This is a genomic window from Pseudomonas sp. GP01-A4 (assembly GCF_058780865.1).
The window spans coordinates 195,172-207,889 of record NZ_JBYSWF010000001.1 but is presented as its reverse complement, the minus strand read 5'-3'; the positions used below and the strand labels follow the sequence as shown (position 1 = coordinate 207,889).

Below are 12,718 nucleotides of genomic sequence, written 5' to 3'. Positions count from 1 at the left end.
AAGATGGGACAGACCATATCAGCCAATTTATATATCTATAAATCTTATTTTTTCATTTGTTTATTCTTTAAATGCATATGCTGCCGACTAAATCGCAGGCATAAAAAAAGGCCGTCGAAACGGCCTTAAAACCCCTGCTATGTGAGACTTGAAATGCGCGCAAGTGTGGGAGCGGGCTTGCTCGCGAAAGCGGTGTGTCATTCAAAGATGCATCAACTGACAGTGCGCATTCGCGAGCAAGCCCGCTCCCACATGTGGTTGTGTGTCAGCGATTCGGTTGAGGGGTGAGCCGCAGGTACGGCTTCACCGCCCGGTAACCCTTCGGAAAGCGTTTCTTGATCTCTTCCTCGTCCTTGAGCGACGGCACTATCACCACTTCGTCACCGTCCTGCCAGTTGGCCGGGGTCGCGACTTTGTGGTTGTCGGTCAGTTGCAGCGAGTCGATCACCCGCAGGATTTCGTGGAAGTTGCGACCGGTGCTGGCCGGGTAGGTGATGGTCAGGCGAATCTTTTTGTTCGGATCAATCACGAACAGCGAACGCACGGTAAGGGTGTCACTGGCATTCGGGTGGATCAGGTCGTACAGGTCGGAGACCTTGCGGTCAGCGTCGGCCAGGATCGGGAAGTTGACGATGGTGTTCTGGGTTTCGTTGATGTCTTCGATCCACTTGTGGTGGGAGTCCACCGGGTCCACCGACAGCGCAATGGCCTTGACGCCCCGCTTGGCGAATTCATCCTTGAGCTTGGCGGTGAAACCCAGCTCGGTGGTGCACACCGGGGTGAAGTCCGCCGGGTGGGAAAACAGCACGCCCCAGCTATCGCCCAGCCACTCGTGGAAGCGAATCTTGCCGGCGCTGGAATCCTGTTCAAAGTCGGGGGCGATGTCGCCCAGTCTGAGGCTCATGGTGTGGCTCCTGATGAGTGCTTATGGAGCCCACTGTGCCTGTGTCGCGGATTATTTAAAAAGAATAAATATCGATTTATCTAGACGATAAAGGAATATTAAAAATCTGTTCATTGGACTTGGCAACGGGCGTGGATCAACATCTGCTTCAAGGTTCGAGAAGGCCTTGAGACGCTGTACAAAGAGGGGTTCAGGACGGGCTTGCGGGGGTTGAGCCCGGCTTGAAAAGTAAAGCACCCTGCCCGGCATTGCGCCGGGCAAGGTTTTACGCTCTTACTTGAACGCGTAGGTGTAGCTGAGGATTACGCGGTTTTCGTCCTGGGAACGGGTGTTCGCCAGGTCGGTACGCCACATCGCGTTTTTCCAGGCAACGCCCAGGTTTTTCAGCGGACCTTCTGGAACAACGTAAGCCAGGGTCAGGTCGCGTTCCCACTCGTTACGCTCGCCGACGGTGGTGTCGATGTTGCTACCTTTGAGGTAAACCACACCGGCAGTCAGGCCAGGTACGCCGATCTTGGCGAAGTCATAGGCGTAGCGAGCTTGCCAGGTACGTTCGCCAGCACGGGCAAACTTCTGGATTTGCATGTCGGTGATGGTGCTGTTAGACGAGCCGTCACCTTGGTTCAGCCAAGGGAAGTCGCTGTCGCCCTTGGTGTACTGGTAGCCAGCACCGAAGGTGTGACCGGCAACCGAGTACAGCGCCAGGTAGCTGTACAGGTCGTTGTCGACCTTACCTTTGACCTTGGTGGCGTTGGTCGGATGATCCGAGTAGTAGCCGGAGGTGTAGTAACCGGCAGTATCACCGTTGGCACCGTTGTCACGGCTGCGGTAGTAGCGCAGGTCACTTTTCAGGACGCCAGGACCGATCGCCCAGTTGTGGACCAGGCCCAGGAAGTTCTGAGAGTAGAAATCCTTCAGCTCGCCGAAGTAGTACGAAGCGGTCAGGTCTTTGTTGATTTTGTAGTCAGCACCGGCGTAGTAGAACTTGTTGACGAAGTTACCAGCGTCGTAGTTCGAGCTGCCGTTGGCACCGGCCAGGGACAGACCTTCATTGTTGCTGGAGTTACGGCCTTTGGAGTGCTCGATCTGACCAGCAGTCAGGGTCAGGTCCTTGAACTCGTTCGAAGAGATCTCGCCGCCCTGGAAGGTTTGTGGCAACAGACGACCGTCGTTGGTCTTGATCACCGGGTTGTTCGGCTGCAAGGTACCGATCTTCAGCACGGTTTGGGAGATCTTGACCTTACCGGTCACGCCCAGGCTGGCGAAATCGTGAACGGCCTTGTTGCCATCACTTGGGAACACGGTGCCGCCGGAAGCAGTACCAGTGTAGTTACCGTGATCAGCGCGGCTGGAATCCAGACGCACGCCGTACAGGCCGATGGCGTCAAGACCGAAGCCCACAGTACCTTGGGTAAAACCCGAGATGAAACGCAGGTCGAAACCCTGACCCCATTCAGCGTTTTTGCTGCGGGTGTTCGAGGTAGCCGATGGCTTCAGATCGCGGTTGTCGGTGTTGATGTAAAAGTTACGTACGCCCAGCGTGATCTTGCTGTCATCGATAAAACCAGCGGCGCCTGCTTGTTGGGCGATTGCCCCCAAAGCTACGGCCAACGCCAATGTTGACTTCTTCATGTACCGCTCCTCTCATTTCTAATTTTTGTATTTCTTAGGTCTCGGGTCTGACGCCCTCGATCCACAGATGCGCGATTAGCACCGGATAGTGACTGACAAGTCAATCGTAACCTTGTGTGTCTACTACTTTCGTCTAACCGCAGTTAATTTGGTCCTTGCAGGGTAATGAGTTTTTCATACACCCAAAAAGAATTGTTTCGTCCTTTTTCATACCATTCAGGAATAACGCTTTCCATGGGACGGTCAAGCCGACAGGCGATGCCGCTCCATAAGCGTTTTCCGAAAGAGTATGTCTTTGCGCTTTTTTAGATCGTTTTGTGTTGACCAAACGGGGTCATACGTCACTCACGATCAAAAACGCGACGCCATCATGGCCAAACGCACATCATTCCGTCAATTTGTTACAGTTTTTGTATCGATGAAACTTTTCTGCCGTCCCAGCAATCCACCTCACCGTACCCGGTGATAATGTCACTTTGATGTCAGTTATATGTATAAATTGGCAAACCCTGTGTTCAGGGCCGATGCGTCCGCCGAGGAGCACGACTCGCCAAAGTGACAGGCGAGAGGATTGCCCCCTCGCCCCTTAGCCTTACAACGCCTTTTCGAAAATCTTCGAATTACGCTGATAGTTGTATAACGACGCCCGCGCCGACGGCAGGCGATCCACCGTGCTCGGCACAAAACCACGTTCGCGGAACCAGTGGGCGGTACGGGTCGTCAGCACGAAGAGCGTCTTCAAACCCTGGGCCCGGGCACGGGTCTCGATGCGCTCCAGCAGTTCGTCACCGCGACCGCCATGGCGGTACTCCGGGTTCACGGCCAGGCACGCCAGCTCGCCTGCGTCGGAGTCGGCGATCTGATACAGCGCCGCACAGGCGATGATCATGCCTTCACGTTCCACCACGCTGAACTGCTCGATTTCCCGCTCCAGCACTTCCCGGGAACGACGCACCAGAATCCCCTGCTCTTCCAGCGGGCTGATCAGGTCCAGCAACCCGCCGACGTCTTCAATCGCCGCTTCGCGCACCAGTTCGAACTGTTCCTGGGCCACCAGCGTACCGCCGCCGTCCCGGGTGAACAGCTCGGTCAGCAAGGCACCATCTTCGGCATAACTGACAATGTGGCTGCGCCCTACGCCGCCACGGCAAGCCTCGGCGGCCGCGTCCAGCAATTCGGCCTGGTAGTTGTTGCCCAGGCGTTGCAGGTGCGCGGGCACCTGTTGCGGCCGCAATTCACGCACCAGGCGGCCGTGCTCATCGATCAGGCCGAGATCGGCACCGAACAGCAGCAACTTGTCCGCGCCCAGGTCGATGGCCGCGCGGGTGGCGACGTCTTCACAGGCGAGGTTGAAGATTTCGCCGGTAGGCGAGTAGCCCAGCGGCGACAGCAGCACGATGGAGCGCTCGTCCAGCAGGCGGTTGATGCCCTTGCGGTCGACCCGGCGCACTTCGCCGGTGTGGTGATAGTCGACGCCTTCAAGTACACCGATCGGGCGCGCCGTCACCAGGTTGCCGCTGGCCACCCGCAGGCGCGAGCCCTGCATCGGCGAAGAGGCCATGTCCATCGACAACCGCGCTTCGATGGCGATACGCAGATGGCCGACCGCATCGATCACGCACTCCAGGGTTGCGGCATCGGTGATGCGCAAGCCTTCGTGGTAAGCCGGGGTCAGGCCGCGGGCGGCGAGGCGGGTTTCAATTTGCGGGCGCGAACCGTGGACCAGCACCAGTCGCACGCCCAGGCTGTGGAGCAGCACCAGGTCGTGGACGATATTGCCGAAGTTCGGGTGCTCTACACCATCGCCCGGCAGCATGACGACAAAGGTGCAATCCCGGTGGGCATTGATGTAAGGCGAAGCGTGACGAAGCCAATTGACGTATTCGGGCATAAAAACCTGGGCCTGTAATAAAAAGCAGCCAAAAATGGATGAATCGCAAAAACGCACAGCGGGCTGTTGGTTATCGTCGGAACAGGCTTGGCGACACGCTCGCTCTCCTTCTATGTACGGATGGGCAGGGGTTAATTTATGCAGGTGTCAGGCAGTAATGTTGAATCAGTTCACGCAATAGACGCACTGTAGGCGTCAAGCGTGACATTTCAAGGTACTCGCCTGGCTGGTGGGCGCAGGCGATATCGCCAGGGCCAAGCACCAGGGTCTCGCAACCAAGGCGCTGAAGATAAGGCGCTTCGGTGCCGAACGCCACTGCTTCGGCGCGATGACCGGTAAGTCGTTCAGCTACCCGCACCAACTCTGCATCCTCGGCCTGCTCGAACGGCGGCACTTCGGGGAACAGCGGCGCATAGTCGATCTTCACCTGATGGCGCTCGGCCAAGGGTTCAAGCTTCTGCCGGATGGCAGCGCGCAGCACCTGGGGATCCATGCCCGGCAGGGGCCGCAGGTCGAATTCCAGGGAGCATTGGCCGCAGATGCGGTTGGGGTTGTCGCCACCGTGGATGCAGCCGAAGTTCATGGTCGGCTGCGGCACGCTGAACTGCGGATTGCGGTATTCGCGCTGCCAGGCCAGGCGCAGGCCACGCAGTTCGCCAATGGCGTCGTGCATGGCTTCAAGGGCACTGTGGCCCAGGCTTGGGTCCGACGAATGGCCGCTGCGCCCGAGGATATCGATGCGCTCCATCATTACGCCCTTGTGCAAGCGGATGGGTTTGAGGCCGGTGGGTTCACCGATCACCGCCGCACGGCCCAAGGGACGACCCGCCTCGGCCAGTGCACGAGCACCGGCCATGGAGCTTTCTTCATCGCAGGTAGCAAGAATCAGCAGCGGCTGCTTGAAAGGCTGGTCGAGCAACGGCTGGACGGCTTCGATCACCAGGGCGAAAAAGCCCTTCATGTCACAGCTGCCCAGTCCTACCCAGCGGCCGTCGACTTCCGTCAGCTTGAGCGGATCGGTCTGCCATAGGGCGCCGTCGTACGGCACGGTGTCACTGTGGCCCGCCAGCACCAGGCCGCCAGGGCCGGTGCCGAAACTGGCCAGCAGGTTGAATTTACCGGGGCTGACCTGCTGGATGTCGCAGGCAAAGCCCAGGTCTGCCAGCCAGGTGGCGAGCAAATCGATGACCGGGCGGTTGGATTGGTCGAGAGAGGCCTGGGTACAACTGACCGAAGGCGCGGCAATCAGCGCGGCGAATTGATCTTTCATGGACGGTAAAGGCATGCGCTGTCTCTCAACTTCCCGGACGAACCCCATCATAGAGCTATCTGAGTGACACAATAAACCGTTGCGGCACGTTGCCGGGCTCAGTCCTGTACACTGCACGACCTTGGCAGCCACTCTTTTCCCCGGCTGCGCTCCCGATCCTGGATTTTCCGGCCATGCAGAAAGAAACCGAAATCAAGCTCCGTGTCAGCCGCGAAACCCTCGCCGCGCTGCGTGAGCACCCGTTACTGAAAAAACGCAACAAAAGTGGCTGGGAACGCCGTGAGCTGATGAACCAGTACTTCGACACCCCGGAACGCGACCTGGCCCAGGCCAAAGTGGCCCTGCGCCTGCGCAAAGACGGCGACGACGTGATCCAGACCCTCAAGACCCGTGGCCAGAGCGTCGCCGGCTTGTCGGAACGCAATGAGTACAACTGGGACCTGGCCAAAGCCAAGCTCGACGTGAAGAAACTCGACGGCGAATGCTGGCCCGAGCAACTGGCCGAGCTGGACAAAAAGACCCTCAAGCCGATCTTCACCACCGATTTCGTCCGCGAACGCGCTGAAATCGCCTGGGGCCGCGGCAAGGCCAAGGTGGTGATCGAAGCCGCCCTGGACCTGGGCCACGTGGTTGCCGGCAAGCAGAAAGAAGAAATCTGCGAGCTGGAACTGGAACTGCGCGAAGGCGACCCGGCCGCCCTGCTGGAGCTGGCCGCTGAACTGGCCGCGACCCTGGCACTGATGCCGTGCGATATCAGCAAGGCCGAGCGTGGCTATCGCCTGTTCGACGCCAACAGCTACTCCCTGAGCCTGCCGGCACCGCTGCTGCACGCCGAAATGCCGCTGGACGACGCATTTGCTGCCGTCATGTGGCATCTGTTGGGCAGCAGCCAGCGCCTGGCCGAGCAATACCGTTTCAACGGCCACTGGCGCCTGCTGCAGGACTGGGTGGAAAACCTCGGCGAACTGCGGGCCCTGCTCGGCAGCCTCGGCCAGGCCGCACCGCGTCAGTCCACCAGCGAATTGCGCGCCGCTCTGGACGCCTTGCTGGAAGACTGGCGTCCGCTGGTCCAGGCCGGTGACGACGATGAAGACATCCGCAAGGCCGCGCCGGAGCAGTTCGCCGAAGAACTGGAAGACGTGCGCTGGGGTTTGTTCTCCCTGACCACTTCCCGCTGGCTGCTGGCCCGCACCTGGGCCGCGGATCGCAACGTGCGTGGCAATCGCCAGGGCGCTGCACAGCTGGCCAACTGGCTGCCGCGCCTGCTGGCCGATGACGCTGTTGCCCTGCAACTGCCGCGCTACCAGCAACAGCCGGAAGACCTGGCCGAGCAACTGCCGCGTATCGAACGCATCCTGGCCTGGCTGCACCATGCACGCCAGGTGCTGGATATCGCCGAGCTGGACCGTTTGTATGGCGAGCTGAACAAGCTGGCGCACCTGGCCAACCAGCCGATCACCGATGAGTCGCTGGATGCGCGGATGCATCAGGCGATTGCGGTGTATCAGAATCGCGCCTGGAAAACCCTGCTGCGCCTGTAAAACCTTGTGGCGAGGGAGCTTGCTCCCTCTTCACTAAAATCAGGCCAAGACAACTATCAGCGCAACACCGGCAAACTCGTGGTGGACTTGATCTCCGACAAGGCCACTATCGAGTTGACCTCCTGAATCCCCGGTACCATCGACAGCTTCTCAAAGAAAAACCGCTCATACGCCTCGATGTCCGACGTGACGATCCGCAGTAAAAAGTCCACCGCCCCCATCAGCACATAACATTCCAACACTTCCGGAAAACCGCGAATCGCCTCGGTGAATTCAGTGAAGTTGGAACGGCCGTGGGCGTTGAGTTTCACCTCGGCAAAAATCTGCGTATTAAGGCCGATTTTCTTGCGATCCAGCAGGGTGACCTGGCCGCGAATCACACCCTCCTCTTTCAGCCGCTGAATCCGGCGCCAGCACGGCGACTGCGACAGGCCGACCTGTTCGGCGATCTGCGCGCTGGAGAGCGAAGCGTCTTCCTGCAACAGCGCGAGAATGCGCCGGTCGTACACGTCCAATTCAGCGTGCATAAAAATACCCATTAATCATTATTTAAAGAATTACATGATTCTCTTATAAGCCAATACAGGCTGTTTTAGATAAGAAATCTCCCGCGACGAATGCAAAAATTTCTCCAGTCGAATCCGGAGAATCATCATGCACGTCGTCGAAGCCTCCCACCCCGCCCAACGCGTTGACGCCTGGGCCGTCAGCAATGCCCACTGCCAGGCGCACTATCAAATCCTCGCCGAGGCTGAACCCGACGTGTTGTGCCGGGTGCTCAACTATTTTGCCCTGCAGTTCCTGGTGCCACGTCAGGTGAGCGTGCAGCGTGAAGACGACCTGCTGGCGATCGATATCGTGATGGATGGCCTGAGCTGGCACCGGGCCCAGGTGATCGGCGAAAAACTTCGTAACCTGATCAGTGTGTGCTCGCTGGAGCTGCGCCCGGCAGATGCTGCGCGGCCTCTGGCGGTCCAGGCGGCAGCTCAGTAAATGCCTGCAATAAACTCCGGAGGCCGAAGCGCAAAGGGTGACTAGCCTGAGGACTACGCCTAATCGTTGCCCAGGAACGTCACCATGTCCGTTGCGCCAAATCCCCAGGATCGCTGGCTGGAAACCCATCAGTTGTTGCCTGCCCTGATCGACCAGGGCCTGGTGCCCGCCGACCTGGCTCTACCGGCGAACAGTGGGCTGCATCCCCTGGAATGCATTGCCAGCCATGGGCCGTCTCTGGAAATGCTGACCGAATGGCTCGCCCGCCACTGCGGCCAGCCCTACCTGCGTATCGACCCGTTGAAAATCGACGTCGCGGCGGTGGTGCCGCTGATGTCCTATGCCTTTGCCCAGCGCCACAAGATCCTGGCCGTTGCGGTCGACGCCCACAGCGTTACCGTCGCCAGTGCCCAGCCTTACGTGTGCAGTTGGGAAGCCGGCCTGGCTCAGGTGTTGAAGCGCTCCATCAAGCGGGTGCTGGCCAATCCCCAGGAGATCCAGCGCTGCACCGTGGAGTTTTACCGACTGGCGAAATCGGTCAGCGGCGCCATTGATCAAAAAACCTCCGGCGCGCCGAATATCGAACAACTGCTCAATCTCGGCGCCAGCGACCAGGAACCCGACGCCGACGACGCGCACATCGTCAACATCGTCGACTGGCTGTTGCAGTACGCCTTTGGCCAGCGGGCCAGTGATATCCATATCGAACCCGGACGCGATCAGGGGCGCGTGCGTTTTCGCATCGACGGGCTGCTGCATGACGTCTATCAATTCCCATCCCAGGTGACGATGGCGATGGTCAGCCGCCTGAAAAGCCTGGGCCGGATGAACGTGGCGGAAAAACGCAAACCCCAGGACGGCCGGGTGAAGACCAAAAGCCCCACGGGCGGGGAAGTGGAGCTGCGCCTGTCGACCTTGCCCATAGCCTTCGGCGAAAAGCTGGTGATGCGAATTTTTGACCCGCAGGTGCTGCACAAGGATTTCCAGCAACTGGGACTTTCCAGCGACGACCTGCAACGCTGGCAATCCATGACCGGCCAGGCCAACGGCATCATCCTGGTCACCGGCCCTACCGGTTCCGGCAAGACCAGCACGCTGTACACCACGCTCAAGCAACTGGCCACTCGCGAGGTCAACCTGTGCACCGTCGAAGACCCGATCGAGATGGTGGAGCCGGCCTTTAACCAGATGCAGGTGCAGCACAACATCGACCTGTCCTTCGCCAGCGGCATCCGCGCCCTGATGCGCCAGGACCCGGACATCATCATGATCGGCGAGATTCGCGACCTGGAAACCGCAGAAATGGCGATCCAGGCCGCCCTGACCGGGCATCTGGTGCTGTCGACGCTGCACACCAACGATGCGCCCGGCGCCATCAGCCGCTTGCTGGAACTGGGCATTCCCCATTACCTGATCAATGCCACGCTGCTGGGGGTGATGGCCCAGCGCCTGGTCAGGCTGTTGTGCCCGCACTGCAAGCGGCAAGCCGGGCAGGTCCATCAGGCAGTGGGTTGCGGCGAGTGCCGGGAAAGTGGCTATCGGGGTCGAGCCGGGGTCTACGAGATCATGCTGATGAACGATCGCCTCAAGGCCCTGGTCAGCCCGGGCACCGACCTCCAGGCCCTGCGTCTGGCGGCCCTTGACCAGGGAATGTGCAGCTTGCGGTCCGCCGGTATGCGCAAGGTAATGGCAGGACTGACAACACTTGAAGAGGTACTGCGAGTGACGCCTGGGGATTCAGAAACAAATCCTTTGATCGATGGCGCGGTAATCCGTCCTTATCCGTGACAACACCGTTACAATCGGAAAAACCTCGCTTCACCGTCACCAGACAAGGAATCGTTATGCAGATCGGAACCGTACTGCTTCTTTTTGTAGGCTTGGCCGTCGCCATCCTTTTCATGGGTTTCAAGGTGGTCCCGCAGGGTTACCAGTGGACAGTCGAGCGCTTCGGCCGCTACACCAACACCCTCAAGCCCGGCCTGAACATCATCATTCCGGTCATGGACCGCATCGGTCGCAAGATCAACGTGATGGAAAGCGTGCTGGATATCCCACCCCAGGAAGTCATCACCGCTGACAACGCCACGGTGCAGATCGACGCCGTGTGCTTCTTCCAGGTGGTCAATACCGCCCAGGCTGCCTACGAGGTGAACAACCTCGAACACGCCATCCGCAACCTGTTGCAAACCAACATCCGTACCGTGCTCGGCTCCATGGAGCTGGATGCGATGCTCAGCCAGCGTGACGGCATCAACGAAAAACTGCTGCGCACCGTCGACGAAGCCACCGCACCGTGGGGCATCAAGATCACCCGGATCGAGATCAAGGACATCAGCCCGCCTGCCGACCTGATGGCCGCCATGTCCGGCCAGATGAAGGCCGAGCGGATCAAGCGTGCGCAGATCCTCGAGGCCGAAGGCCTGCGAGCCTCCGCGATCCTGACCGCCGAAGGCAAGAAGCAGGCGCAGATCCTGGAGGCCGAAGGTGGTCGTCAGGCCGCCTTCCTGGAATCCGAAGCACGCGAACGTCAGGCCGAGGCCGAAGCCCGCGCCACTCAAGTGGTATCGGAAGCCATCGCCACCGGTAACGTGCAGGCCATCAACTACTTCGTCGCCCAGAAATACATCGACGCACTGGGCAAGCTGGCCTCGGCCAACAACAGCAAGGTGATCCTGATGCCGCTGGAAGCCAGCCAGGTGATTGGCGCAGTCGGCGGCATCGGCGAAATCGTCAAGGCAACCTTCGACAACAAGAAAGCCTGAGGCACGCACCATGTGGGAATTCCTGCAGCACCTGTCGTTTTGGGACTGGCTGGCACTGGGCACGGTGCTGTTGATCCTTGAAGTGTTCGGTGCCGGTGGTTATCTGCTGTGGATGGGCATCGCCGCGGCAGCCGTGGGCGTGATCAAGTTCCTGGTGCCGAGCCTGGGGCTGGAGTGGCAACTGCTGCTGTTCGCCGTGCTGTCGATCCTCACGGCGGTGTACTGGTGGCGACGCCAGCGCAGCAGCGCCAAGGTCAGCGACCAGCCGGGGCTGAACATGCGCGGCTCCGAGTTGATTGGTCGCACCTTTGTGGTGCATCAGGCCATCGTCGAGGGCCGTGGCAAGATCAAGGTGGGTGACGGTGTGTGGATGGCATCCGGGCCGGACGCGCCGGCTGGGGCACACGTACGTGTCATTGGTCAGGAAGGCGTGATTTTGCAGGTTGAAACTGTTTAGTCATCCATGGAACTCGGCTGGGCTATCTACAATCAAACTGTTCAGATAACCCAGTCGGAGTCACCCATCATGCGTCTAAAATATGCTGTCGCAACCCTCGCTGTGCTTTCCCTTCCCGTCGGTTCAGCCATGGCCGACAGCTTCTGGCGTAATGTCATCTCATCGGGTGCCACGACCGGCTCGACGTACCTGACCTTCAAGGACCACAAAATGGTAGTCGCCGCCCAGGACGACGCCGGTAGCTTCGTCGCCAGTGACGGCAACATCCGTGGCCCATACCTGGAAGCTGCGATGCAGAAAGTCCGCGCCGATAACCCTGGCCTCAAGGCCACGGATATGGACCTGGCGAACGCTATCCTGGCAAAAAACGCCATTGCTTCCGAGTAATACCGCCGCATAAAAAATGCCGTTCCTCGAGAGCGGCATTTTTTTGCCCTGATTTCCTACGCCAGACGCTGGCGATTCCGCATCTGAACAGGAAAAGTCCTGTCGAGTTGCAGGCGCGCCCGGCAACAAGCTATCGATTCCCTTCAGACTGAGTGAATCGATGACCATGCAAAAACTCTCCTACGCCCTGCTGCTCGCCGCGGTTGCCACGCCTTATGCCCAGGCAGAAAGCTGGTACGGGTCGGCAAAGCTCAACAGCGCCCGGCAGAATCTCTCAAGCTCACTGCTGACCAGCCCACGCGTAACCCACCGGGTAGAAGCCCCCGACAGCAGCAAGACGTTCACCGGCTCATTCGCCGTGGGCTATGCCTTTGCCGATGGCTGGCGCCTGGAGGGGGAATACACGATGCCCAGCCACTCGACCTTCAAATCCCATTGGGCACCGTTCAATGCCAACGTCAACAGCCTGCGCACCGACAGCCAGCGCCTGATGCTCAACGGTTATAAAAACATCCCGATCAATGAATGGCTGTCGTTCTACGGTATGGCGGGAGTCGGCGTGGCCCAGGTTGACGCCGAGGGTTACCAGACCAACGACACCCGCCGTTTCGCCAGCAATCGCCAATACAACTTCGCCTACAGCGTTGGCCTGGGGCTGGATGCCAAGGTCAGCGAAACCCTGACCCTGGGTACCGGCTGGCGTTACGTGGACATGGGCGGGATCGAGACCGGCTACAACACGTTCGCCAATCGGATAAACGCCCGGGACGAACAGCTCAAAGGCAAGCTCAAAGAGCAGAACGTGTTTCTTGAGGCACGCGTTGCCTTCTGACACCGATGCTGAAATGCCGCTCCCGAGGCGGCATTTTTTGTTTCAG

The 12,718-nt window shown here is 59.4% G+C and carries 12 protein-coding genes; 7 read left to right on the top strand and 5 right to left on the bottom strand.

The annotated features are described in order from the left end of the window. Positions 1-265: 265 nt before the first annotated feature. From AC3WKX_RS00970 to argE, 4 genes are all read right to left on the bottom strand, one after another. Positions 266-904 carry a peroxiredoxin gene (locus AC3WKX_RS00970; RefSeq protein WP_003213910.1) on the bottom strand — a complete coding sequence of 213 codons (639 nt, stop codon included), beginning with the start codon at positions 902-904 and terminating at the stop codon, positions 266-268. 273 nt (positions 905-1,177) lie between these two features. Beyond that, positions 1,178-2,536 (bottom strand): OprD family porin, encoded by a 1,359-nt coding sequence (locus tag AC3WKX_RS00965; RefSeq protein WP_003213912.1) that lies wholly within the window; start codon positions 2,534-2,536, stop codon positions 1,178-1,180. A 592-nt stretch (positions 2,537-3,128) separates the two neighbouring features. Next, on the bottom strand, positions 3,129-4,427 hold the full coding sequence (gene argA, locus AC3WKX_RS00960) for an amino-acid N-acetyltransferase (protein WP_003213914.1): 1,299 nt from the start codon (positions 4,425-4,427) through the stop codon (positions 3,129-3,131). Positions 4,428-4,563: 136 nt separating this feature from the next. Beyond that, positions 4,564-5,712, bottom strand: a complete 1,149-nt coding sequence (gene argE, locus AC3WKX_RS00955) for an acetylornithine deacetylase (protein WP_102604090.1) — start codon at positions 5,710-5,712, stop codon at positions 4,564-4,566. A gap of 158 nt (positions 5,713-5,870) precedes the next feature. Here argE and AC3WKX_RS00950 point away from each other — a divergent pair, with 158 nt between their 5' ends. Then, positions 5,871-7,238 carry a CYTH domain-containing protein gene (locus AC3WKX_RS00950; RefSeq protein ID WP_102604089.1) on the top strand — a complete coding sequence of 456 codons (1,368 nt, stop codon included), beginning with the start codon at positions 5,871-5,873 and terminating at the stop codon, positions 7,236-7,238. Between the two features lie 56 nt (positions 7,239-7,294). Here AC3WKX_RS00950 and AC3WKX_RS00945 read toward each other — a convergent pair whose 3' ends face one another. After that, entirely contained in the window at positions 7,295-7,765 is a 471-nt protein-coding gene (locus tag AC3WKX_RS00945; protein WP_087693276.1) for an Lrp/AsnC family transcriptional regulator, read from the bottom strand. A gap of 127 nt (positions 7,766-7,892) precedes the next feature. Between AC3WKX_RS00945 and AC3WKX_RS00940 the strand changes: the two genes are divergently transcribed. The 6 genes from AC3WKX_RS00940 to AC3WKX_RS00915 all read left to right on the top strand — a co-directional run bounded on the left by AC3WKX_RS00940 (position 7,893) and on the right by AC3WKX_RS00915 (position 12,672). Continuing rightward, positions 7,893-8,231, top strand: a complete 339-nt coding sequence (locus AC3WKX_RS00940) for an ACT-like domain-containing protein (protein ID WP_102604088.1) — start codon at positions 7,893-7,895, stop codon at positions 8,229-8,231. A gap of 84 nt (positions 8,232-8,315) precedes the next feature. Then, complete coding sequence (locus AC3WKX_RS00935; RefSeq protein ID WP_102604087.1) at positions 8,316-10,019, top strand: GspE/PulE family protein; 1,704 nt, start codon at positions 8,316-8,318, stop codon at positions 10,017-10,019. A 56-nt stretch (positions 10,020-10,075) separates the two neighbouring features. Further along, entirely contained in the window at positions 10,076-10,996 is a 921-nt protein-coding gene (locus AC3WKX_RS00930) for an SPFH domain-containing protein (protein WP_003213925.1), read from the top strand. A 10-nt stretch (positions 10,997-11,006) separates the two neighbouring features. Continuing rightward, entirely contained in the window at positions 11,007-11,453 is a 447-nt protein-coding gene (locus tag AC3WKX_RS00925) for an NfeD family protein (protein WP_008438897.1), read from the top strand. Between the two features lie 69 nt (positions 11,454-11,522). After that, on the top strand, positions 11,523-11,840 hold the full coding sequence (locus tag AC3WKX_RS00920; protein ID WP_008438896.1) for a DUF2388 domain-containing protein: 318 nt from the start codon (positions 11,523-11,525) through the stop codon (positions 11,838-11,840). Between the two features lie 160 nt (positions 11,841-12,000). After that, positions 12,001-12,672 carry an outer membrane protein gene (locus AC3WKX_RS00915; protein ID WP_008438895.1) on the top strand — a complete coding sequence of 224 codons (672 nt, stop codon included), beginning with the start codon at positions 12,001-12,003 and terminating at the stop codon, positions 12,670-12,672. Positions 12,673-12,718 lie beyond the last annotated feature (46 nt).